The sequence below is a fragment of the Salipiger sp. PrR003 genome, assembly GCF_010500785.1.
In the GTDB taxonomy this organism is placed as follows: Bacteria; Pseudomonadota; Alphaproteobacteria; order Rhodobacterales; family Rhodobacteraceae; genus Salipiger; species Salipiger pacificus_A.
In genome coordinates this window covers 246,730-267,681 of sequence record NZ_JAAGOV010000032.1, presented here as the reverse complement: position 1 = coordinate 267,681, position 20,952 = coordinate 246,730, and the positions used below count along the sequence as shown (strand labels likewise).

Genomic DNA, 20,952 nt, shown 5'->3' with positions numbered 1-20,952 from the left:
ATCCGTCGCGCTGGACTGGACGCAGCCACCACGGTTCCGAGCGGAGGTTGACCGCTCCCAATGTCCGATCGAGGAGACCTCAATTATGACTTTTCGACCTATGCTCGCGGCGCTGTGCCTCGCAGCGACGCTGGCAACGCCGGCGCTGAGCCAACCGATGGAGACCCGTCAGGTGCAGTTCGATGCGGGCACGTCCGGCACCGTCATTCGGGACAGCATCACTGGGTACGAGGGGATCGACTACAAGCTCGGTGCCAGCGCAGGTCAGCGCATGGTCGTCGACCTAAACACGTCGAACCTCAGCAACTATTTCAACATCATGGCCCCCGGTGCGGACAGTGCGCTGTTCGTCGGAGCATCGGATGGCACGCATTTTGACGGCATTCTGCCAGCGAATGGGGAGTACACCATCCGCGTCTTCCTGATGCGCAACGCGGCGCGCCGCGAGGAGACCGCCGACTATTCCCTGTCGATTCATATCGGCGGCGCGATTACCCCGCCGGAACCTGACTTTGCCGACGGAAATGCCGGCGGCCCCGACTTCTGGGAAGTGACCGCGAGCGGGCTGAACATCCGCTCCGGCCCGTCCGCTGATGGCGCGGTTGTCGGGCGCGCGAACCACGGTCAGGTCCTGCGCAACCTCGGCTGCCGGGGCAGCGGCGATGGCCGCTGGTGCCATGTCCAGACGCCTGACGGGGCGCTGGATGGTTGGGTTTCGGGAGCCTACCTGCGCGAGAGCGGCGGGCCGGCGGCGTCGGGCCAGCCCGGCGTGAGCATCCCCAGCAGCAGCCCCGTGGCTCCTTCGCTCTACGTTCGCCCGACGGGCGAGGTCGAGGCAAGCTGGTCGTCGGGCTGCACGGTGCTGTTCAACCCGGAGAAACAGCGGATCAACGCGGGATCCAGCTGCTCGGAGGCGGAGCTGATCGCCTCGGATCTCTGGGTCGCCCGGATGCAATGAGAGAATGGAGCGCATGATGAGCTTTCGCTGCAGAGTTTACGCACTACTGAGCCTCGCAGTGCTGGGGTTGTTCGGTTGCAGTCCCGACACGCCTGACTCCAACTGGCAAGATGCCCCGGCCGAGCGACCTGCCTACGATCAATCCTCCGAGGCCACGCAGGTGGCGGAGGCCGCGTGCCGCGCAGCCCTGGCGGCAGAGGCGGGCCAGCCGGTTGACGAGACGCGGGTCGATTACGTGTTGCGCGCAGAGGCTGGGCTGGGCGTGTGGATGAGCCTGCGCGGCAGCCAGACCCAATGGGTCTGCCAATCTGACAGCGCCGGCAACGTGGCAGGCTTGGGGGAGGCGCCGGTTCCCTGATGACGACCCCCACCTGATCCGACAAGAAGGACGAACAATGATGCTGAACCGACGCATGTTCGCCAAGGGCGCCGCCCTTGGCGGTCTGTCCCTGATGGCGGGTCCTCTGGCCGGCCAGCATGTCTTCAAGGAAGTGAATGCGCTGCACCCTGGTGAGTTCACATGGCACCCGGAGCGCTCGCCATACGGTCCGGTGTCCGTTGTCGTGTCGATCGACGAACAGCGGGTGCATGTCTACCGGGGCGGGATCCGCATCGCCGTGTCGACTTGTTCCACTGGCAAACCGGGGCACGAGACGCCCACCGGGGTTTTCGTTGTGCTGCAAAAGGACCGCGATCACCACTCCTCAACCTACAACAACGCGCCGATGCCGAACATGAACCGGCTGACATGGGGCGGCATCGCGCTGCACGCGGGCAATCTGCCCGGATACCCGGCGAGTCATGGATGCATCCGGCTGCCGCTTGATTTCTCTGCGCGGCTGTTCGAGGTGACGCATCTGGGCACACCGGTGATTATCGGTCGATCCGGCAGCGCACCTCAGAGCGTGGTGCATCCCGGGCTGATCCTCGGCGCCTACAGCGAGGACGAGTTCGAACGCATCCTGTCAACGCTTGAGCTGCGGAAACATCCCTCTGACTGGAATCTGGATGAAGCGCATCCGATCACCTCGATGATCGCATCATCCCATGATGAACGTATCCTGCTGATAGAGAACGACCGCGAGGTGGCGGAGGGCCCGTTGATCTGGGACGGCCGCCCGCTGGGGCCGCATGTCTATGTATTGAACGGGCCAGATGATGGCACACGGGGCATGAGGTGGCAGGCGCTGACCTACGATGATGCGGCGCGCGCAGAGCACGACCTGACGCGGGTGCGCTCGGATGACGCGTTCTCCAGTCTAATCTCGGAACGCAGTCATCCCGGAATGATTTTTGTCTTCACCGACTTGCCATTGCATCCTGACCGGCGTTCAGGCCGGGATTTCGTGATCATGTCCTGATGGGGGGCTCCATGCATAGACTTGCCACTCTGCTTGCGCTCATCGCGACACCGGCCAGCGCGGCAAGCTGGGACATCACCGCACTCAACGGCGCCCCGACCGAAGGCGCCCCTGTGCTGACCCTCGAGGAGGACGGGGCGCTTTCGGGTCACACGGGCTGCAACCGTCTCTCGGGCCACGGACAGATCGAGGACGGCAGATTGACGCTGACCTTGCCATTAGCGACCACGCGCGTGGCTTGCCCGGCGTCGCTGTCACAGCAGGAAGCGCGTCTGCGCGACCTTCTGGGAAGCGGCGCGCGCGTGGAGTCCGAGGGCGACGGGCTTCGGTTGACCGGCGCTGGCGTGACCGCGTTGCTGATCCCGCAGGAGCGCGCGCCCGACATTCGCGACGCGGCTTATGTGATCGTCAGCGGCGTCGATGCCACGCTCAACATTCGATCCGAGCCGAGCACGGCCAGTGGCGTGCGCGCCCGTGCCTCGCTGGGCCGCGTCATGAAGAACGATGGCTGCGAGGAGCGACCTGATCGCGCCTGGTGCCGGGTCCGCTTCATCGACAATAGCGGCACGGACGGATGGGCCGCTGCGGAGTATCTCGCCGCAGCGACGGCGATGCGTCGGGCCGCCGCAGAGCTTTTCGACGAGATCGGGCGGCTTGACTGCCAGCTCTCGGGCGGTGCGGTAGAACGCTGCGACTTCGGCGTCTCGCGGGAGGGCAGAGGCGGCGGCACAATGCTGGTGTACCTGCCGGAAGACCGCCACCTGCTGCTCAGCTACGACGGCACGGAACTTGCCCTATCCGACGGAGAGACAGACGTGCCCGCGCAAATTGCCCCGATCAATGAAGGACTGAGCGTGGTGACCGACACGGCAACGTTGAGCGTACCGCTTTCGCCGTTCGCGGGCGGGTAGGCGCGGCGAAGACCATGTCATGCGCCAAAGCCAAACCGGCAGGACCATCCCGCATCGGCTGGGCTCTTGCGACGCTGGCTGCGTGGACTGTCATTACATTTGGCGGTGCGCTTCTTCTTCGGCCGGCGGAGCGCGGGCTCGATGAGATTGTGACGCAGGGTGTGCTGTGGCAGGTCGTGCTCGCCGCGGCGATGTTGGTCGTAGTGAGCATCTGGCGGGGCTGGAGTGATCTGGGGCTCAACGCGCCCGAGCGTGGCACGCTTCGGTTGCTTTGGTTTCCGCTGCTGCTTGTGGCGCTGCAAATGCTGCTGGCACTTCTGCTGGGCCTTCCTTCTGCGGGGGTGGGCGCATTGATCCTGCTCAACACCGCCTGCGTCGGGGTCTCGGAAGAGGTTATGTTTCGCGGCGTGCTCTATCGTGCGTTTCGCCAAAGGATGAAGATTTGGCCGGCGATCCTGCTGACGTCGGTTCTGTTCGGCGCGGTGCATGTGCTGAACGGCGTCATCACCGGCGCATTTGCGGATGCGTTGCGACAGGCGCTCGTCGCCAGCTGTTCCGGTCTGCTGCTGATCCCGTTGGCGCTGGTGCTCCCCGGGTTGCTCTACGCGCTGTGGCTCTTGCGTCATGTGCATCGCGCGCCACCTGCCGGTGACCGGCAGGCCGCAGGGATGGCAACGCGATGAGCCGATGGCACTTGCGGATTTTTCGCGCTGTCTTCTCGATTGCCTGGGCTCTGAGCGCGGGGCTTGCCGGGCTCATCATCGCGAGCCTGTTGCTCGCCGATGGTCCAACCACCGCGCCCCGGTACGTGGCAATCAGCCTGACGGTCAGCGCGATCCTTCTCGGCCTCGCCGTCCTGCTCTTCGGCATTAAAGGGGAGATCACGGCTCTGGCCCGAGCCATTGCGGCGCATGGCGAGGAAATGCAGGGCCCTCTGTCACGCCTCGCAACGTTTCTGCTCTTGGCTGGCGCCGGTCTGGTGCTCCTGCTCGCTGGGCTCATTGCCGGGGTGATCGCCCGTATTCTCGACGGGGCCGCCGTGTTCGGATGACCTGCGTGGGCGGCCTCGCGCGATCAGCCTGCTCTGGTCCGTCGCAGTGGCCTTTTGCTAAGTCTTTGGCCGGAGGGGCGTGCCACCCATGAGGTCAGCGGCACGGGCCCAACTTGGTCTCAGAACCGAACGGTTCCGCTGCCGATCTCGAGACCGCCGTAGGTTGCGCTCTTGGGCTTTCCGCCGTCGTCATAGAGAACGGTGGCATTGCCGCTTTGCCCGCCAGTGCAGGCGAGCGGGCGGATTTCGCTGCCGCCGGGTTTGGGATCGCTGTAGACCGCCGAGCAGAAGGCGCCGCCGGCGACGGTTACTCCCAAGGCGTAATTGCCATCAGAACGTTCGCGTATGGTGCCCGAGGCCGTGCCACCGGTGCTATTGGCCCCCGTACCGCTCATCGTGTCTTCCATGCAGCCTGCGCAAAGCAGCAGGACCGCGGTGGCGATCAGTGGTGACTTCATTGAGTACTCCTATCCCTCGCAAACTTTTCTGGATTTGGTCGTGAGGTCTGGTTCCCATGTGGGGGCGTCCAAGGCTCGCTGCGTGGTGGGGGCCCCGGACCTTGGCCGGTGGATCACCAGGCGGTGATCCGTTCCTCGGGCGGCAGCCACATTGGATCGCCTTCCTCGATGCCGAAGGCCTCGTAGAAGGCCGGCAGGTGCTGAAGAGCGGCAATTGCGCGGTAGGGCGACGGCGCGTGCGGATCGCCCGCGACCAGCAGGCGATCATAGGCCTCGGTCGATTTCGAGGTCCAGTTCTGCGCCCAGGACAGGAAGCAGCGCTGCTCGGGCGTGAAGCCGTCGATCTCGACGTTCTCTTGCGGGTGCTCTTCGAGGTAGTCGAGCAGGGCCTCGTGCGCGAGGGTGATGCCGCCGAGATCGGCCATGTTCTCGCCGACCTCGAGCGGTCCGTTGGCCATCAGCCCCGGCGCGATCTGGTAAGTGTTGGCCTGCGCGATCAGCTGGTCGGCCTTGGCAGCGAACTGCGCCGCATCTTCCGCGGTCCACCAGTCGCGCAGGTTGCCGCTGGCATCGAACTGCCGTCCCATCGAGTCAAAGCCATGGGTCATCTCGTGGCCGAGAATGGCCCCCATCCGGCAGAACCAGACCGCCGCGTCCTTCTGCGGCTCGAAGAAGGGGGGCTGCAGGATCGCCGCGGGCACCTCGAAGCCGTTGATGCCGGGATTGTAGGCGGCGTTGACGGTGGTGGGCCGGGTCGACGCGTTGTTGAACGCGTCCTGCACCACCGGGCCGCCGTATTTCGCCATGTAGCGCGCATGCTCGAAGGCCGCGATCGCCATCAGGTTGGCGACGGGGTCGGCGCCGATCTCGACGTCGGAGTAATCGATCCACTCTTCCGGCCCGCCCATCTTCGCGGTCAGCGCGCGGAGCTTTTCCGATGCCTGGACACGGGTCTGCTCGCTCAGCCAGTCGCGGGTCGGAATGCGCTCGGCAAACACGGCCTTGATGCGGGTGAACATCTCTTCGGCGGTGGCCCGCGCCTCGTCGGAGAGGTTGGCCTCGACATAGAGCTGCCCCAGCGGATGCGCGAGCTCATCGGCGATGAGCTGGAAAGCGCTCTCCTCGCGCGGCGGCAGCACCGCGCTGCCCAGCAGGGCGCTCGAGAACGCCAGGTTGGGCTTCTGGAACTCGGTCGACATGACCGGCGCGAAGCTCAGGATCACCCGCAGCTTGAGATAGTCCTTGATCTCCTCCAGCGGCCGCGTGCGCAGCAGTTCGGACAGAACCGGCAGGTAACGCGGGGAGGCAAGGACCACATCTTCGATCCCTTCGGGGTAGCCCGCCGCTTCGAGCAGCTTGGACAGGTCGATCTCGGGGATTTGCGCCTGAACCTCGGCCAGTGTCATGGGATTGTAGCGCATCTGCGGATCGGCCCGTTCGACCGGCGACAGCACGCCGCTATAGAGGATCCGCTCGATCTGGACGGACGCGCGCGCGATGCGGCTGGCGTCTCCGGGCGGGTAGCCTGCCACCATGAGCGTTTCGGCGAAGAAGGTCCGGTAGGCAATCAGCCGGGCGCCGTCGTCGGGCTCTTCGAGCACGCTCGCGAAGTTCGGGTTGATCGCGAAGCCGGCGCTTGCGAAGGCGAGTTCGTACTGGCTGTTGTCGAGCATGCCCTCGGTATGGCCGAAACCGAGAAAGACACCGGGGCCGCCGATCCTGTCCATGCGCACGAGGAACGGCACGAGGTCGGGCAGCCCGGTCATGGCATCGATGCGGTCGAGCTCGGCCTGGATCGGGGTGATGCCGCGGGCGTCGATCGCCTGGGTATCCATGTAGGCGCGGTAGAAATCGCCCACGAGCTGCGCCGGGCTGCCCTTGGGTGCGCCCTCGGCCTCCGCGGCGGCGCGGGCGAAGATCTCGTTCACCTGCGCCTGCACGATCTCGCCGGTGATGGTGAAGATGCTGTATTTCGGATGTTTCTCCGGCCGGTCGATGCGCACGAGCCAGCCCCCGGCGGCGTAGCGGTAGAAGTCTTCCGCCGGGTCGACACTCTGGTCCATGTTGCGGACCGAGAAGCCGAGCTGATCGGCGCCGACCGTCCCCGCGTCTTGCGCGGCGGATGACGTGGCGGTTGCCGAGAACAGCCCCACTGCCAGGGAACAGGCCAAGGAAAACATGGGGCGCACAATCATCAATAGGGCTCCGGTCATGAAAGTAAGATCGGTGTTGAAAAGGCTTTTCACCAACACGTTACCGGCATTGGCATGTCCTGGCCACCGTTTTGCGTGCGCTGGCGCGCAGCGTGCCAAGGCAGGGCCCGGACCTGCCTGCAGCCCACAGCCCGCCCTCATTCGGTGCTGTCGATGCGCACCGCTGCCAGGTCAACGAGATTTGCGATTTGACCTGGGCGGAAGCCATGCAGGTCTGCCCGCGCGTCCCGATCGGGTGGTGCGTGAGCCTCGTTTGCACGGTCTCGAATCTGCCGTGGCTGGTCTTGGCGGGAAATTACCCCATTTCAAACCTCTGTCTTGTCCGGGCGTTGAGAGCACACCAAGGATCGCTTTCGGTCTGCGTGCGCCGCGTTTCGATGCTGCCGGGAGCCGCGGACTGTCGGACGGATGATGTTGAACCTGGGGGGTTTTTGGCGGACCATTCTAGCAAGGCGGACGAGGCAAGCCGCAGATCGGACACAGGATGCTGAACCGGATATTCAGACGCGCCAAACGTACCCCCACAGAGGCGGGCGACGAGATCGTGCTGCCGGTGGTCTGGCTGCTCGGCAAGACCGGCGCGGGCAAATCTTCGCTCGTCGGCGCCCTTACCGAGCAATCCGACGTCGAGATCGGGGACGGCTTCCAGCCCTGCACGCGTTCTGCGCGCAGTTACGACTTCCCCCCCGATCAGCCGCTCGTGCGCTTTCTCGACACGCGCGGGCTGGGCGAGGCGGGATATGACCCGGCCGAGGATCTCGCCGCCTGCCGCGACCGCAGCCACGTTCTGCTGGTTGTCTGCCGGCTCGACGACCCGGTGCAGGGCGTGGTCGCCGACGCGCTGTCGGACATCATCCGGGCAGAGGCCGGAATGCGCACCATCCTCGTGCTCACCGGCAAGGACCTCGTCCCCGATCCAGACGCCCGCGACCGTGCCGAGCGCACCATCGCCGCCCGCATGGGCCGGGCCGCGGGCCGCGCGCTTCCCGCGGTCAGCCTGTCTCTGGCCCCCAGCGAGGCGACCGATGTCGAGGGGCTCGACGCCCTGCGCGGGCACCTGCTCGAGGCGCTGCCCGCAGCGGGCCTGCTGCTGGAGAAATCCCGCGCTGGCGACGCCGAGCAGATCGAGTTCGAAAAGCACAAGCGCTGCGTGCTCTCCTATGCAGGGGTGGCGCTGACCAGCGATCTTGCGCCGGTGGTCGGCATGGTCGCGGTGCCCGCCACGCAGCTCAAGATGCTGCACGAGCTGGGCCTGCGCTACGGGGTGAAGTGGGACCGCAAGGTCGGCGCGGCCTTCCTCAGCACCATGGGGGTCAGCATCGGCGCGCGCTATGCAACGAATTTCGGTCTGCGCGAGCTGGCCAAGCTGATCCCGGTCTACGGCCAGACCGTGGGCGCCGCCACCGCCGGAGCGATCAGCTTTGCCACCACCTACGCGCTTGGCCGCGCCGCGGCCTATTTCCTCTACCGCAGCGCGCAGGGCAGCGCGCCGAGCGAGGAGGAGCTGCGCAAGGTCTACCAGCGCGCCTTTAGGAGGTCCTCGGATGAAGCTGACTGAGCGCCTCCGCCCGGCGCTCTTGCGCTGGGACCGGCTGCTGGCGGTGGCCGCGCTTGCGCTGCCTTTCGTGGCGGCGATGCTCGCCGGATTCGCCTGGATGATCGAGCACGGCTGGCTCATCGAGTTCATCGTCGCCTCGATCTCGCTCGGGGGGCTGGTGGCGCTCATTCGGCTGGTGCGCCTTTGGATGCGGGGCCGCGAGACCGGTACCGCGCCGCGCCCCGACCAGCTTCATGCGCGGGTCGACCCCACGTGGGGCGAGCGCGAGATCGGCGCCTTCGAGGCCGCGCAGATCTTCATCGCGGAGACCACGGCGCAGCCGCTGCCGTGGGAGGATCTGCAGCCGATTGCGCAGGAGGTGGTGCGCCGGGTCGCCGCGGCCTCGGGCAAGGGCGACAAGGGGGTGCTCGACTTCACCGTTCCAGAGGCGCTGCTGCTCATCGACCGCGTTGCCGTGCGCCTGCGCGCGGACATCCGCGACAAGGTGCCCTTTTCCGACAGCATTTCGGTGGGCACGCTGCTCTGGCTCTGGGAGCGCCGCGACGTCGCCTGGAAGGTCAAGAAACACGGCTGGAATGCCTGGCGGGTGATCCGCGCGGTCAAATCCCTGCCCACCGCCGTGCTGCGCGAGATCGAGGGGGTCATCGCCGAGGGGCATTCGTCTTTTGTCACCAGCGAGGGCACCGTCATCCTGCAGGCGCTTCTGCTCGAAGAGGTCGCGGCGGCGGCGGTCGAGCTATACTCCGGGCGGCTGCGCTTCTCGGATTCCGAACTGCTCGACCTCGGGCTTGCCTCCAGCGACCTCGATCGGGCGCGGCTGGCGGCCAGCGACATGCCGCTGCGCATCGCCGTCGCCGGGCAGATCAGCGCCGGCAAGTCGAGCCTGGTCAACGCGTTGCTCGGCGCCGACCTGGCCGAGGTCGACGTGATCCCGACCACGGACGCGCCAAAGACCTATCCCACTGACTTTGACGGGGTCGAGACGATGCTGCTCGACATGCCGGGGCTCGATGGCTCCGAGCGGCTGGCGCGGATCGTCGCCACGGAATTGGCGCGGGCCGATCTCGTCATCTGGACCGTCCGCGCCAACCGCCCCGCCCGCGAAATCGACCGCGCCACGATCGCGAAGCTGCGCGAGATCGTTTCGGCCGATCCGCGGCGGCGGATGCCACCGGTGGTCGTGGCGGTCTCCTGCATCGATGCGTTGATGCCCGGCTGGCCCTTTCCCGAGGGGCATCTCAGCGACGAGGCCATGGAACGCGTCACCGAGGTCGTCGCCGCCGTCCAGCATGACATCGCCGACCCCCGGGCCACAGCCAACACGATCCCCGTCGTGCTCACCGAGCCGGACTGGAACATCGACCGTCTGCGCGCCCGCATCGACAGCCTCATCGGCCCGGCGCTCGACACCCAAAGAAATCGGCTGCGGATCGAAGCAAAGACCAGTGGCATGCGCAAAGAGGCCGCCCGTGCCGGGCGCGGCCTGCGCGGCGCGCTCTCCGCGTTCGGACGGAAATACGCGCAGGAGGACGATGCGTCCGAGGCCGAGCGCTAGGCGTCGCGCCAGCCGGCCACACCCGGCCAGACCGAGCGGCCAAGAGCCGCGGTACCCCTCGGCGATCTCGTCCTCGATCTCGCTGCAGGGGCCGCGCTCTGCGGACAGATGCTCTGTCCCGCGGGAAAATTGCTCAACCATGAGGGTCTGTGACCGCAGAGGCACACGTATTGCGAGAATCCGCTGAGCGAATCTACGTCAGGTTGATTTGATGAGCGGAAATCCGCCTTCTTCACGCACTGTCACGTGAAGGAAAGAAAACATGAGCTTCAGGCTTGTTGCCCTCGGGCTTGCCGCGTGCCTCGCAACTGCGGGCTGCGCAACGAAATCCGGGAAAATTTCCGGTCAATATGTTTCGCCGTTACAGTTCCAGTCGTATTCTTGCAGCCAGGTTACCGAAGAAGCGCTGCGCATATCCGAGCGGTCAGCGGTCGCGTTCAAGATCCAGAACGTCAAGGCAAGGAACGATGCCGTAGCGGCGAGTGTCGCGCTGGGGCTGTTCTGGCCTGCAGCGTTCCTTGTCGGCGGCAACGATGCCAATGCGTCGGAGGTCGCGCGGCTGAAGGGCACGATGGATGCGCTTGAAGCGGCCAGCATCCAGAAAAACTGCGGGCTCGAGTTCGTCCGCGCGCCGCTGCCCAAGGCGCTCTGAAAGACACGCGCCCCGCTCCTACGGAAGCCGGGCGCAGCTGTTTCCAACTCTGCGAAAAGGACCCTGCGGAGGGAGCCGCGGCGGCGGGGCGCGATGAGCGTCCGTTGCCGCGGCGTTCTGGCGTTGGTCGCGCCTTTGCGGGAGCGGTCCGGGTGGCGCGATCGCTCAGGCGGCGATCGCGTCGTCGATGGTCATGAAGAACTCGCCGCGGGTGAAGGGCATCGTCAGGATGCCGCTCGCACCGAGCCCCTTTGCAATCAGCGTGGTCGCGACCCGCGCGTAGCGATTCAGCACCACGATCGGCTGGCGCTTGTTGCCCGCGCGCAGATCGCGCAGGAAATCGAAGCCATCCTGGTCGGGCAGCTCGGGATCCAGCATCACCAGGTCATAGAGCCCGCTTTCGATCAGCGGGCGCGCGTCCACGGCAGTGGCGGTTTGGAAGGCATCATGGCCGCCCTCGGCAAGGATGCGATCCAGAGCGCTGCGCTGGTCCTGGTCTGGAAGGATCAGAAGAATCCGGGCCATGAAGGTCTCCTTATGAGGGGTGGCAGTCCCCCAAGAATGTCGGTGAAGCCCCGAGTGCTCAACCGAGTCATCCAGAGGTTTACGTAGCGTCCACGTGGATAAGCCGGGGGGAATGTGTGGGGTTTTCCTGTCGGACGCGGAAAGGCCACGGCCAGGGCCTTTCGGGCGAGGCGGGCGTGGAGCGCGCCTGGATCCGAACCGCGAGTGCTCTCTATGCGCGATTCACTTCATTTCGCACACCTTTTGCATGTGCGACGATGCGGCTCTGCCTGTCCGGCGGGGAATCCGCACCTTCGGGACGGAAAGTTGCGGCATCCCGCGTCCGCCCTGTGCTAGCGCTGTGCTTCGGATGATCAGGCCAGTAATGGAGCAAGCCATGGACCCCCGCGAACTCGAGATGACCGTTCTTATGACGCCGGACATGGCGAATTTCAGCGGCAAGGTGCACGGCGGAGCGCTGCTCAACCTGCTCGACCGCGTCGCCTTCTCCTGCGCCTCGCGGTTCTCGGGGCGCTATGCGGTGACGCTGTCGGTCGATCAGGTGACCTTCAAGCAGCCGATCAACGTGGGCGAGCTGGTGACGTTCCGCGCGCGGGTGAACCATGCGGGGCGCACCTCGATGGAAATCGGCATCCGGGTCGAGGCCGAGGACATCCGCAAGGGCAGCCGCCGCCACACCAACTCGTGCTACTTTACAATGGTCGCCGTGGACGACGAGGGCCGCCCCGCCGAGGTCCCGACGCTCGAGGTCTCCACCGAACTGGAAAAGAAGCGCCAGCGCGCCGCAGCGATCCGCAAGAAGCTGCGCGTGCAGTTCGAGGAAGAGATGCGCCGCGCCACCGAGGGGTGACCCGGGACCCGTCCCCGCGGGGACAGCCAGAAAAATCGTTGTTCGGCGTCTCGGGAGTCCGGGGCGCCTTTTCTCATGCCCGGGCGCGTTGACAGTACGTCAGCTTGGCGTTTAGATATGAATGATCACCCCGAATATAAATGGTTCGCTGCGGCGGGCGCCGGTGTGCATCCCCGCCCGAACCACCGAGGAGCCCGCATGACTGCCCAACGCCACGGCCAGATCATCGCTGTCGATCCCGCCGGGATCGCCGAGTACAAGCGCTTGCATGCCGCGGTCTGGCCGCAGGTGCTGGCGACGATCACCGCCTGCAACATCCGCAATTATTCGATCTTCCTCAAGGAGCCGGAGAATTTGCTCTTTGCCTATTTCGAGTATGTCGGAACCGACTTCGACGCGGACATGGCGAAGATGGCGGCCGATCCCGTGACACAGGACTGGTGGTCGCACTGCATGCCATTGCAGCGCCCGCTCGAGACGCGCCCCGAGGGCGCGTGGTGGGCCGAGGCGGAAGAGGTCTTTCATCTTGACTGAACCGCGCCCAAAGTCGGGCCGGTGGGGCAGGGTGCCTGTCCGACCCTTGCAAGCCAGGGACGTGATCCCGGGCCTGCCGAAGTTCTGGATATGGACACGGACACGGACACGGACATGGACGGGGGCGCCGGGCGCATCATAGGAAGAACGCGCAGCATCAGCGAGATCCGCTGCGAGAGCAGGAGAGGCCCGGTCGGGATTGGCTGCCGGGCGCGTGATGTCTGCAAGAGGGAGCAGGAGGAAGAATGAACTTGGAGAAAAGACTTGCCGGCAAAAAGGCGGTGATCACCGCTGCCGGTCAGGGGATCGGCCGTGCCACGGCGGAGCGTTTCGCCGCCGAGGGGGCCGAGGTCATCGCCACCGACATCAATGAGGCGGCGCTGGAAGAGCTCGGGCAGATCGCGGGCATCACCGCCAAGAAGCTGAACGTGCTCGACGGCGCGGCGATCAAGGCCTTCGCCGAAGAGGTGGGTGCGGTCAACGTGCTGTTCAACTGCGCAGGCATCGTCCACGCGGGCACGCTACTCGACGCCACCGAGGACGAATGGGATTTCGCCTTCGACCTCAACGCCAAGGCGCAGTTCCGGATGATCCGCGCCTTCCTGCCGGGAATGCTGGGTAATGGCGGCGGCTCGATCATCAACATGTCGTCGGTCGCCGGGCCGATCACCGGGCCGGTCAACCGGCTGGTCTATTCGGCCTCCAAGGCCGCCGTGGTCGGGCTGACCAAGGGTGTCGCCGCCGATTACGTGACCCAGGGCATCCGCTGCAATGCGATCTGCCCGGGCACGGTCGACAGCCCCTCGCTGCACCAGCGCCTGCGCGACACCGGCGATTACGAGGGTGCTCTCAAGGCCTTTGTCGCCCGCCAGCCGATGGGCCGGGTGGGCGATCCGAACGAGGTGGCCGCGCTGGCTGCCTATCTCGCTTCCGACGACTCCGGTTTCACCACCGGTCAGGCCCACGTCATCGACGGCGGCTGGACCACCTAAGACTTCAAAAGGAACTCCCCATGAAATTCGCACGTTACGGCGCCCGCGGCGCTGAGAAACCCGGCCTGATCGACGCCGACGGCAAGCTGCGCGACCTCTCGGGCCACGTCTCGGACATCGCGGGCGATGTGCTCGCCGACCTCGACACGTTGAAGTCGATCGACCCGGCCTCGCTGCCGCTGGTCGAGGGCGAGCCGCGCTATGGTGCCTGCGTCGGCGGCACCCGCAAGTTCATCTGCATTGGTCTCAACTACGCCGACCACGCCGCCGAAAGCGGCATGGACGTGCCGCCCGAGCCGGTGATCTTCGCCAAGTTCACCTCGGCGATCTGCGGCCCGAATGATCCGATCATCATTCCCCGCAACTCGGTCAAGACCGACTGGGAGGTCGAGCTGGGCTTCGTCATCGGCAAGACCGCGAAATACGTGGCCGAAGAAGACGCGATGGATCACGTCGCGGGCTTTTGCCTGATCAACGACGTCTCGGAGCGCGAATTCCAGGCCGAGCGCGCTGGCCAATGGGTGAAGGGCAAGTCCTCGGACAACTTCGGCCCGACCGGCCCCTGGCTGGTGACCCCGGACGAGGTGGGTGACTTCGACAACCTCGGCATGTGGCTCGAGGTGAATGGCGAGCGGGTGCAGGACGGCTCCACCGCCACCATGGTCTATCGCGTGCCCTTCCTCGTGTCCTACCTGTCGCAATTTTTCACGCTCGAGCCGGGCGACATCATTTCGACCGGCACGCCTCCGGGCGTCGGCCTCGGCTTCAAGCCGCCGCGCTACCTGAAGGCGGGCGACACGGTGGAGCTGGGCATCGAGAAGCTCGGCACCCAGAAGCAGATCTGCGTGGACGACAAATGAGGTCGGCGCCTTGCTCCCGCGCGGGGCAGGGCACCTTCTGAAAACAACGCGGCGCGGTCCCATGGACCGCGCCGTTCATCATTTCGAGGCAGGCCGAAAGCGGCTCAGTTGAGACGCGAGGGGTAGATGAATCCGTTGACCGGGTAGACGCTTCCGAAGGTGCCGGGGTTGCTCTCGAGCCGCACCTCGGACCAGTCGTTGCGCGGCGAGACATCGACGACCGCCATCTTCAGCGACACCTGATTGCGGTGCCAGTTGGCGTGATCGACCATCACTTCGCGCGGCGAGACGACCTCGGAAACCACGGCGACATGGCCCATCGGCAGCCGCGAGGTCTTGCTGAAGGCCATCACCGCGCCGATGGCCGGTCGGGTGCCGCGGTCGTAAAGATCCTTGGCTTGGCCCCACCAGGTTTCGGCATTGCCGCGGATGTTGATGCCACTGAGATTGCGCGCGTAGGGAACACACCAGACCCTCTGGCCGTTGGACTGCAGCTTCTTTGCCTCGCGCAGGGCCAGTTCCTGGCGCTGGGGGCTCAGCTCGATATCCGACAGCCGCTGGATCTCGGGCGTGTTGGAGCAGGCGGCGGTGATCATCAGGAGAAACGCGCAGGCGACCGGTGTGGCCCGCGACCTGAGTGTGGCGTTTTCCACGCGCATTGTGTCCCTCGGCATCTTGTTGTTCTGCTCGGCACCGCTGTTCCCGCAGTGGCCTCATGCGAAGGATGGTAAACTCAATGTTTGTAACAAATCGAAGAATTCGTGACCCCTTGGAACCGGCGGATTTTCGCCTATACGTTCTCTTTCCGTTCCGGAAGCCCTCCGAACATTCCGCACCAAGTGACTAATTTTTAACCACTTAGGTGGAGTCTTCGGGTGGCATGCTCCCGCTCGCCGCGTGAAAAGCCGCTCCGCCGGCGCGTCACCCGGTCGATTCCGTGATCTCGGACAGGTCCACCGGGACGAGGCCAAGCGCCCGGGCGGTCTCTAACGACAACTGTCCGCTCTCGAGCCCGCGCGCCGTCTGGTAGCGGCGCACCGCGGCGCGGGTCGGGGCATCCATCGCGCCGGTCACTGCGCCGGAGAACTCTCCGCGCGCCGCCAGCGCGCGCTGCACCGAGGCGACGAACTCCGGGGTCATCTGCGCCGGGCAGGGGGCCTCGAAGCGCATCTCGCCGCGCGGGCGCACCAGCTTCGGCACTTGGGTGCGGCGGTAGATCGGCGCGCGCAGCACCGTGCCATCCTCGGCGATCTCGGCCTGCACCACCAGCACTTCGCCCTGCACCTGCTCATAGATCGCCGGGATGTGCTCGCGGGCCCAGCAGCTGCCGTCCGCGGCCCGCTCGGGGGGCAGCGGCGCTTCCTCGTCGGGCGGCTGCGGCGCGCCGCAGGCGGCGAGCAGCGACAGCAGCACAGGCAGGCAGGCGCGGGGCAGGATCGGGGGCATGGCTCGGGCCTCAGGTCGTCTTTTGCGGCGGACCCTAGCAACTGCCGCGGAACCGGGGAAGGCCGGGGCGCCGTCTGAGCGTGATCTGCCGGGCGCAGGCTGCGCTTTCGGCACGGAAAGCACAGTGCTGCCCTCTGGACCCGCCCCCGATACGAAGGCTACAACGCGCCCTGACGAATGATGGAGACAAGGCCGATGGCGAAGATCACCTATATCGAGTTTGGCGGCACCGAGCATGTCGTAGAGGTTCCGAACGGCCTGACCGTGATGGAAGGCGCGCGCGACAACAATATCCCGGGCATCGAGGCCGATTGCGGCGGCGCCTGCGCCTGCTCGACCTGCCATGTCTACGTGCACCCCGACTGGATCGAGAAGCTGCCGCCGAAGGACGACATGGAAGAAGACATGCTCGACTTCGCCTTCCAGCCTGACGCCGACCGCTCGCGCCTGACCTGCCAGCTCAAGGTGACCGATGCGCTCGACGGCCTGGTCGTGCAGATGCCGGAAAAGCAGATCTGAGCGAGGCGCTCCGATCCCCGCGCGGCGCGCTCCGCGGGCGTGTTGCAGCGCTTGCCTCGGGGGCGCTCCCGGGGCTGGCGCTCAGCCTTGTCCTCGGCGCCGCGCGCGCCGAGACGCCCGCCGCCCGCTATGCGGAGCCCACCACGCGCTACGATCACGGCGTGCTTGGCGATGCGGTGGAATGGGGCGCGCTGCGGTTCGACGGCCCTGACGGCCCGGTGCTCCTGCGCCTGCCGCAGACCCGCGTCTTCGAGGACATCGCCCCGCGCGTCGTGCCGCTCCCCGAGGGCGGCTGGGCCGCGCTGGTGGTCGAGAGCGATCAGTCCAAGGGCGCCCGGCTGGCGCTTTACACCCCCAGAGGCCTGCTCGCCGCCACCGCCTTCATCGGGCAGGCGCACCGCTGGCTCGCCCCGCTCGGCGGCGCCGACCTCGACGGCGACGGCGCTCTCGAGCTGGCCTATGTCGACCGCCCACACCTTGCCAAGACCCTGCGCGTGGTGCGCTACCGCCCCGGCGATCCGCAGCTGCGCGACGTCGCGGCGCGGCCCGGGCTGACCAATCACCGCATCGGCTGGGATCACATCGCGGGCGGCCTGCGCGACTGCGGCAGCGGCCCCGAGATGGTTCTGGCTGACGGCGATTTCTCCCGCCTCGTCGCGGCGCGCCTCCGCGCCGGCCGCCTCGTTTTGCGCGATCTCGGCGCCTGGACGGCGGCCCGCTCCGAGGCAGCCCTGCGCTGCCAATAAAGCCGCGGGCCTCCGAGCTCGAAGCCCCAAGCCGCCTCGTTTCTTTCGAAATACGCCCGCCGGGGGCGGTCCCCGACCGTCCGCCAAAGCGTCGCCGCGACAGCCTGCCGCGACCGAAAGGGGCTTTGCTTTCCCGCCCGCCGCGCGTACCCATGCTCACATGAGAACACTCTTTCTTGGGGACGTGATGGGCCGCGCCGGGCGGGCTGCCATCGCCGAGACCCTTCCCCGCCTGCGCGAAGACTGGAAACTCGATTTCGTCGTGGTGAACGGCGAGAACGCCTCGAGCGGCACCGGGCTGACCGGCGCCCATGCCAAGATGATTCTCGAGGCCGGGGCCGACGTGGTCACGCTGGGCGATCATGCCTTCGACCAGAAGGAAATGCTCACCTACATCGAGAGCGAGCCGCGCATCATCCGCCCGCTGAACTTCGCCAAGCAGGCGCCGGGCCGCGGCGCCGCGCTCTTCACCGACCGCCGCGGGCGCAAGGTGCTGGTGCTTCAGGTGCTGGGCCAGGTCTTCATGAAACGCGCCTTCGCCGATCCGTTTTCGGCGGTGGACGAGGTGCTGCGGCGCCACCCGCTGGGCGGGCAGGCGCAAATGATCCTCGTCGACATGCATTGCGAGGCGACCTCGGAGAAGATGGGCATGGGGCATTTCTGCGACGGGCGCGCCAGCCTCGTCGTCGGCACCCACACCCACGTCCCCACCGGCGACGCGCAGATCCTGCCGGGCGGCACGGGCTACCTGACCGATGCCGGCATGTGCGGCGATTACAACTCGGTGATCGGCATGGAAAAGGCCGAGCCGATGCGCCGCTTCGTCACCGGCATGGGCAAGACCCGCTTCCAGCCGGCGCTCGGCGAGGCGACGCTTTCTGGCGTGCTGGTCGAGACCGATGACCGCACCGGCAAGGCGACCTCGGTGCGCATGGTGCGCCAAGGCGGGCGGCTGGAGCAGGCCGGCCCCTGATGCACCGGGCCTTGCCCTTTCTCGCGCTGATCGCGGTGGGTGCGCTTTGGGGCGCGGGCCAGCCGCTGGCCAAGATCGCCGTATCCGAGGGCTACCGCCACGTCGGCATCCTGTTCTGGCAGCTGGCGCTTGGCGCGCTTTTGCTGGGCACGGTGACCCTGCTGCGCGGGCGCAGCCTGCGGTTCGCACGCGGGGATCTGCCGCTGCTGCTTTTCGTGGCGCTGGCAGGCACGGTGCTGCCGGGCATCTCCTCTTATACCGCCGCCGTGCATTTGCCCTCGGGGCTGATCTCGATCCTGCTCTCGGCGGTCCCGATGTTCACCTTCCCGCTGGCGCTGGCGCTTGGCAACGACCGCTTCTCGCGGCGGCGCCTCGCCGGGCTCTCGCTGGGGCTGGGCGCAGTGGCGTTGCTGGTGCTTCCCGAGACCAGCCTGCCCGAGCCGGGTATGGCGCGCTGGATCCCCGTCGCGCTGGTCTCCTCGGTCTTCTACGCGCTCGAAGGCAACGTGGTGGGCCGTTGGGGCACGCGCGGGCTCGACCCGGTCAAGCTGCTGGCCGGGGCTTCGGCGCTTGGCGCGGTGATCGCCCTGCCGATGGCGCTGCTCGGCGGTCAGTTCATCGACCCGCGCCCGCCCTGGGGCGCGCCGGATCTCGCGATCCTGGCGGGCTCGGCGATCCATGCGCTGGCCTATGCGGGCTACGTGGCGGTGGTCGCCTCGGCTGGGGCGGTCTTTGCGGTGCAGGTCAGCTATCTGGTAACACTTTTAGGGCTCTTCTGGGCCATGCTCTTCCTAGGCGAGAGCTACAGCGGGGCGATCTGGGGGGCGCTGCTCATGATGTTGGCAGGCATGGCGCTGGTGCAGCCGCGGCCGCGCCACATTCTTGTAAGCGCCGGCGCATCCGCTAAGAATGAGCGGCGCTTCAACGGGTCGGGCGCGCAGACAGGCGACGTACAAGTATGAATTTCTTCGAGCTGAGCCAGACGGCACAGGCCTGGGTCACGATCGGCACGGTCCTTGCGATGTTCCTGCTCTTCATCCGCGAGACCTACCCGACCGAGGTGGTGGCGATCGGCGGCACCGCCTTCCTGCTGGCCATGGGCGTGCTGCCCTACCAGGATGCGCTCAGCGTGCTGTCGAACCCGGCCCCCTGGACCATCGCGGCGATGTTCGTGGTGATGGGGGCGCTGGTGCGCACCGGCGCGCTCGACACCTTCGCCACCTACGCGCAGGCGCAGGTGCAGCGCCGGCCGAAAAAGGCCATGGCCGTGATCATGGGCGTGGTGATCCTCGCCTCGGCCTTCATGAACAACACGCCGGTCGTCGTGCTGATGCTGCCGGTCTTCGTGCAGATCTCGAAATCGCTCGGCCTTCAACCTTCCAAGCTGCTGATCCCGCTGAGCTATGCCGCGATTCTCGGCGGCACCACCACGCTCATCGGCACATCGACCAACCTGCTGGTCGACGGCGTGGCGCGGGCGCAGGGGCTCGAGGCCTTCAGCATTTTCGAGGTCACCCCGCTGGCGATCATCCTCGTGGCCTGGGGCATGCTCTACCTGACCTTTGTCGGGCGCTTCCTGCTGCCCGACCGCCACTCCATGGCGGGGATGCTGTCGGACCGCTCGCGGATGAAGTTCTTTACCGAGGCGGTGGTGCCGCCCGACAGCGACCTCATCGGCCGCGAGGTGCTCGGCGTGCAGCTCTTCAAACGCGAGGGCGTGCGGCTGATCGACGTGGTGCGCGGCGACGAGTCGCTGCGACGCAACCTCGAGGGTGTGACGCTGCAGGTCGGGGACCGGGTCGTGCTGCGCACCCAGATGACCGAGCTTCTGTCGCTGCAGCGCAACAAGTCGCTCAAGCGCGTCGACCAGGTCTCGGCCAAGGAAACCACCACGGTCGAGGCGCTGATCTCGCCCGGCTGCAAGATGGTCGGCCGCAGTCTTGGCGGGCTGCGCCTGCGCCGCCGCTTCGGGGTCTACCCGCTGGCGGTGCACCGGCGGAACCAGAACATCGGCCGCAAGATCGACGAGCTGGTGGTGCGCGTCGGCGACACGCTGCTGCTCGAGGGCGCCCCCGAGGACATCAAGCGTCTCGCCGAGGAAATGGAACTGGTCGACGTCTCGCGCCCCTCGGCCCGCGCCTTCCGCCGCGGCCATGCGCCGGTGGCCATCGGCGCCATGGGCGGCATCGTGGTGCTGGCGGCGCTCGGCGTCGCGCCGATCCTCGCGCTCGCGGTGATCGCCGTGGCGGTGGTGCTCTTCACCCGCTGCATCGACAGCGACGAGGCCTTCTCCTTCGTCGAGGGGCAGCTGCTGGCGCTGATCTTCGCCATGCTCGCCATCGGCGCGGCGCTGGAAGCCTCTGGCGCGGTGCAGCTGATCGTGGGCGCCGTCGCGCCGCTGCTCGAGTCGCTGCCCGGCCCGCTGCTGATCTGGGCGGTCTTCCTGATGACGTCGATCCTGACCGAGGCGGTGAGCAACAACGCCGTCGCCGTGGTGGTCACGCCGATCGCCATCGGTCTCGCGCATCACCTTGGGATCGATCCGCGCCCGCTGGTGGTGGCGGTGATGGTTGCGGCCTCTTGCAGCTTCGCGACGCCCATCGGCTACCAGACCAACACGCTTGTCTACGGCCCCGGCGGCTACCGGTTCTCCGACTTCCTCAAGGTCGGCGTGCCGCTGAATCTGACCATGGGCATCCTCGCCGCGATGCTGATCCCGCTGTTCTTCCCGCTCTGAGCGGGGCGGGGCGCATAGCGGCGGCCCGAATGTGCAGGGCCGCCCCGGTCTTA

Annotated in this window: 23 protein-coding genes; 18 read left to right on the top strand and 5 right to left on the bottom strand. The window is 66.7% G+C overall.

Features of this window, described 5'->3' with window-relative positions; genetic code table 11:
- The first annotated feature begins 85 nt into the window (after positions 1-85).
- Genes G0D83_RS08935 through G0D83_RS08910 form a run of 6 tightly spaced genes read left to right on the top strand, consistent with a single transcriptional unit; the run spans position 86 to position 4,281 of the window.
- Complete coding sequence (locus G0D83_RS08935) at positions 86-958, top strand: SH3 domain-containing protein (protein WP_164192219.1); 873 nt, start codon at positions 86-88, stop codon at positions 956-958.
- Between the two features lie 4 nt (positions 959-962).
- On the top strand, positions 963-1,316 hold the full coding sequence (locus G0D83_RS08930; RefSeq protein ID WP_164192215.1) for a hypothetical protein: 354 nt from the start codon (positions 963-965) through the stop codon (positions 1,314-1,316).
- Positions 1,317-1,356: 40 nt separating this feature from the next.
- Entirely contained in the window at positions 1,357-2,319 is a 963-nt protein-coding gene (locus G0D83_RS08925) for a L,D-transpeptidase (RefSeq protein WP_164192212.1), read from the top strand.
- An 11-nt stretch (positions 2,320-2,330) separates the two neighbouring features.
- Positions 2,331-3,230, top strand: coding sequence for an META domain-containing protein (locus G0D83_RS08920; protein ID WP_164192210.1), 900 nt, complete (start codon positions 2,331-2,333; stop codon positions 3,228-3,230).
- 14 nt (positions 3,231-3,244) lie between these two features.
- Positions 3,245-3,913: a CPBP family intramembrane glutamic endopeptidase gene (locus G0D83_RS08915; protein WP_164192208.1), complete on the top strand. Its 669-nt coding sequence runs from the start codon at positions 3,245-3,247 to the stop codon at positions 3,911-3,913.
- Positions 3,910-4,281, top strand: coding sequence for a hypothetical protein (locus tag G0D83_RS08910; protein ID WP_164192206.1), 372 nt, complete (start codon positions 3,910-3,912; stop codon positions 4,279-4,281). The genes G0D83_RS08915 and G0D83_RS08910 overlap by 4 nt, the downstream gene beginning before the upstream one ends.
- 119 nt (positions 4,282-4,400) lie before the next feature.
- On the opposite strand, the gene G0D83_RS08905 is transcribed toward G0D83_RS08910, so the two are convergent.
- Together G0D83_RS08905 and G0D83_RS08900 are read right to left on the bottom strand one after the other, a co-directional pair.
- Entirely contained in the window at positions 4,401-4,739 is a 339-nt protein-coding gene (locus tag G0D83_RS08905) for a hypothetical protein (protein ID WP_164192204.1), read from the bottom strand.
- A 113-nt stretch (positions 4,740-4,852) separates the two neighbouring features.
- A complete protein-coding gene (locus tag G0D83_RS08900; protein WP_164192202.1) occupies positions 4,853-6,934 on the bottom strand; it encodes a M13 family metallopeptidase in 2,082 nt (693 codons plus the stop codon).
- Positions 6,935-7,436: 502 nt separating this feature from the next.
- On the opposite strand from G0D83_RS08900, the gene G0D83_RS08895 reads away from it, so the two are divergent.
- The 3 genes from G0D83_RS08895 (at position 7,437) to G0D83_RS08885 (ending at position 10,717) form a co-directional block, all read left to right on the top strand.
- Positions 7,437-8,510 (top strand): YcjF family protein, encoded by a 1,074-nt coding sequence (locus tag G0D83_RS08895; RefSeq protein WP_164192200.1) that lies wholly within the window; start codon positions 7,437-7,439, stop codon positions 8,508-8,510.
- Positions 8,497-10,065 carry a GTPase gene (locus tag G0D83_RS32720; protein WP_164192198.1) on the top strand — a complete coding sequence of 523 codons (1,569 nt, stop codon included), beginning with the start codon at positions 8,497-8,499 and terminating at the stop codon, positions 10,063-10,065. Before G0D83_RS08895 ends, G0D83_RS32720 begins: the two co-directional genes overlap by 14 nt.
- A gap of 262 nt (positions 10,066-10,327) precedes the next feature.
- Positions 10,328-10,717, top strand: a complete 390-nt coding sequence (locus G0D83_RS08885) for a hypothetical protein (protein ID WP_164192196.1) — start codon at positions 10,328-10,330, stop codon at positions 10,715-10,717.
- A 165-nt stretch (positions 10,718-10,882) separates the two neighbouring features.
- Here G0D83_RS08885 and G0D83_RS08880 read toward each other — a convergent pair whose 3' ends face one another.
- On the bottom strand, positions 10,883-11,242 hold the full coding sequence (locus G0D83_RS08880; RefSeq protein WP_108964878.1) for a response regulator: 360 nt from the start codon (positions 11,240-11,242) through the stop codon (positions 10,883-10,885).
- A 376-nt stretch (positions 11,243-11,618) separates the two neighbouring features.
- Between G0D83_RS08880 and G0D83_RS08875 the strand changes: the two genes are divergently transcribed.
- The 4 genes from G0D83_RS08875 (at position 11,619) to G0D83_RS08860 (ending at position 14,478) form a co-directional block, all read left to right on the top strand.
- Complete coding sequence (locus G0D83_RS08875; RefSeq protein WP_108967540.1) at positions 11,619-12,092, top strand: acyl-CoA thioesterase; 474 nt, start codon at positions 11,619-11,621, stop codon at positions 12,090-12,092.
- 198 nt (positions 12,093-12,290) lie between these two features.
- Complete coding sequence (locus tag G0D83_RS08870) at positions 12,291-12,626, top strand: L-rhamnose mutarotase (RefSeq protein ID WP_164192192.1); 336 nt, start codon at positions 12,291-12,293, stop codon at positions 12,624-12,626.
- Between the two features lie 245 nt (positions 12,627-12,871).
- Entirely contained in the window at positions 12,872-13,618 is a 747-nt protein-coding gene (locus tag G0D83_RS08865; protein WP_203595097.1) for an SDR family oxidoreductase, read from the top strand.
- Positions 13,619-13,638: 20 nt separating this feature from the next.
- Positions 13,639-14,478: a fumarylacetoacetate hydrolase family protein gene (locus G0D83_RS08860; RefSeq protein WP_164192189.1), complete on the top strand. Its 840-nt coding sequence runs from the start codon at positions 13,639-13,641 to the stop codon at positions 14,476-14,478.
- A gap of 104 nt (positions 14,479-14,582) precedes the next feature.
- Here the strand turns inward: G0D83_RS08860 and G0D83_RS08855 are convergent, their stop codons facing one another.
- Both G0D83_RS08855 and G0D83_RS08850 read right to left on the bottom strand, forming a co-directional pair.
- Positions 14,583-15,137, bottom strand: a complete 555-nt coding sequence (locus tag G0D83_RS08855) for a CHAP domain-containing protein (protein WP_164192375.1) — start codon at positions 15,135-15,137, stop codon at positions 14,583-14,585.
- A 262-nt stretch (positions 15,138-15,399) separates the two neighbouring features.
- Positions 15,400-15,924, bottom strand: a complete 525-nt coding sequence (locus G0D83_RS08850; RefSeq protein ID WP_108964882.1) for a peptidoglycan-binding domain-containing protein — start codon at positions 15,922-15,924, stop codon at positions 15,400-15,402.
- A gap of 195 nt (positions 15,925-16,119) precedes the next feature.
- Between G0D83_RS08850 and G0D83_RS08845 the strand changes: the two genes are divergently transcribed.
- The 5 genes from G0D83_RS08845 (at position 16,120) to G0D83_RS08825 (ending at position 20,899) form a co-directional block, all read left to right on the top strand.
- Positions 16,120-16,443 carry a 2Fe-2S iron-sulfur cluster-binding protein gene (locus G0D83_RS08845; protein ID WP_092429612.1) on the top strand — a complete coding sequence of 108 codons (324 nt, stop codon included), beginning with the start codon at positions 16,120-16,122 and terminating at the stop codon, positions 16,441-16,443.
- Positions 16,444-16,604: 161 nt separating this feature from the next.
- Positions 16,605-17,189, top strand: coding sequence for a VCBS repeat-containing protein (locus G0D83_RS08840; RefSeq protein WP_370457199.1), 585 nt, complete (start codon positions 16,605-16,607; stop codon positions 17,187-17,189).
- Positions 17,190-17,349: 160 nt separating this feature from the next.
- Positions 17,350-18,162, top strand: coding sequence for a TIGR00282 family metallophosphoesterase (locus G0D83_RS08835; RefSeq protein WP_164192186.1), 813 nt, complete (start codon positions 17,350-17,352; stop codon positions 18,160-18,162).
- A complete protein-coding gene (locus tag G0D83_RS08830) occupies positions 18,162-19,124 on the top strand; it encodes a DMT family transporter (protein WP_164192183.1) in 963 nt (320 codons plus the stop codon). Before G0D83_RS08835 ends, G0D83_RS08830 begins: the two co-directional genes overlap by 1 nt.
- Positions 19,121-20,899, top strand: a complete 1,779-nt coding sequence (locus tag G0D83_RS08825) for an SLC13 family permease (RefSeq protein ID WP_164192180.1) — start codon at positions 19,121-19,123, stop codon at positions 20,897-20,899. Before G0D83_RS08830 ends, G0D83_RS08825 begins: the two co-directional genes overlap by 4 nt.
- The last annotated feature ends 53 nt before the right edge of the window (positions 20,900-20,952 follow it).

Bases quoted from the DNA above. Each gene is read 5' to 3' on its own strand.
- G0D83_RS08935 (WP_164192219.1), top strand. From the start codon at position 86: ATGACTTTTCGACCTATGCTCGCGGCGCTGTGCCTCGCAGCGACGCTG.
- G0D83_RS08930 (WP_164192215.1), top strand. From the start codon at position 963: ATGGAGCGCATGATGAGCTTTCGCTGCAGAGTTTACGCACTACTGAGC.
- G0D83_RS08925 (WP_164192212.1), top strand. From the start codon at position 1,357: ATGCTGAACCGACGCATGTTCGCCAAGGGCGCCGCCCTTGGCGGTCTG.
- G0D83_RS08920 (WP_164192210.1), top strand. From the start codon at position 2,331: ATGCATAGACTTGCCACTCTGCTTGCGCTCATCGCGACACCGGCCAGC.
- G0D83_RS08915 (WP_164192208.1), top strand. From the start codon at position 3,245: ATGTCATGCGCCAAAGCCAAACCGGCAGGACCATCCCGCATCGGCTGG.
- G0D83_RS08910 (WP_164192206.1), top strand. From the start codon at position 3,910: ATGAGCCGATGGCACTTGCGGATTTTTCGCGCTGTCTTCTCGATTGCC.
- G0D83_RS08905 (WP_164192204.1), bottom strand. From the start codon at position 4,739: ATGAAGTCACCACTGATCGCCACCGCGGTCCTGCTGCTTTGCGCAGGC.
- G0D83_RS08900 (WP_164192202.1), bottom strand. From the start codon at position 6,934: ATGATTGTGCGCCCCATGTTTTCCTTGGCCTGTTCCCTGGCAGTGGGG.
- G0D83_RS08895 (WP_164192200.1), top strand. From the start codon at position 7,437: ATGCTGAACCGGATATTCAGACGCGCCAAACGTACCCCCACAGAGGCG.
- G0D83_RS32720 (WP_164192198.1), top strand. From the start codon at position 8,497: ATGAAGCTGACTGAGCGCCTCCGCCCGGCGCTCTTGCGCTGGGACCGG.
- G0D83_RS08885 (WP_164192196.1), top strand. From the start codon at position 10,328: ATGAGCTTCAGGCTTGTTGCCCTCGGGCTTGCCGCGTGCCTCGCAACT.
- G0D83_RS08880 (WP_108964878.1), bottom strand. From the start codon at position 11,242: ATGGCCCGGATTCTTCTGATCCTTCCAGACCAGGACCAGCGCAGCGCT.
- G0D83_RS08875 (WP_108967540.1), top strand. From the start codon at position 11,619: ATGGACCCCCGCGAACTCGAGATGACCGTTCTTATGACGCCGGACATG.
- G0D83_RS08870 (WP_164192192.1), top strand. From the start codon at position 12,291: ATGACTGCCCAACGCCACGGCCAGATCATCGCTGTCGATCCCGCCGGG.
- G0D83_RS08865 (WP_203595097.1), top strand. From the start codon at position 12,872: ATGAACTTGGAGAAAAGACTTGCCGGCAAAAAGGCGGTGATCACCGCT.
- G0D83_RS08860 (WP_164192189.1), top strand. From the start codon at position 13,639: ATGAAATTCGCACGTTACGGCGCCCGCGGCGCTGAGAAACCCGGCCTG.
- G0D83_RS08855 (WP_164192375.1), bottom strand. From the start codon at position 15,137: ATGCGCGTGGAAAACGCCACACTCAGGTCGCGGGCCACACCGGTCGCC.
- G0D83_RS08850 (WP_108964882.1), bottom strand. From the start codon at position 15,924: ATGCCCCCGATCCTGCCCCGCGCCTGCCTGCCTGTGCTGCTGTCGCTG.
- G0D83_RS08845 (WP_092429612.1), top strand. From the start codon at position 16,120: ATGGCGAAGATCACCTATATCGAGTTTGGCGGCACCGAGCATGTCGTA.
- G0D83_RS08835 (WP_164192186.1), top strand. From the start codon at position 17,350: ATGAGAACACTCTTTCTTGGGGACGTGATGGGCCGCGCCGGGCGGGCT.
- G0D83_RS08830 (WP_164192183.1), top strand. From the start codon at position 18,162: ATGCACCGGGCCTTGCCCTTTCTCGCGCTGATCGCGGTGGGTGCGCTT.
- G0D83_RS08825 (WP_164192180.1), top strand. From the start codon at position 19,121: ATGAATTTCTTCGAGCTGAGCCAGACGGCACAGGCCTGGGTCACGATC.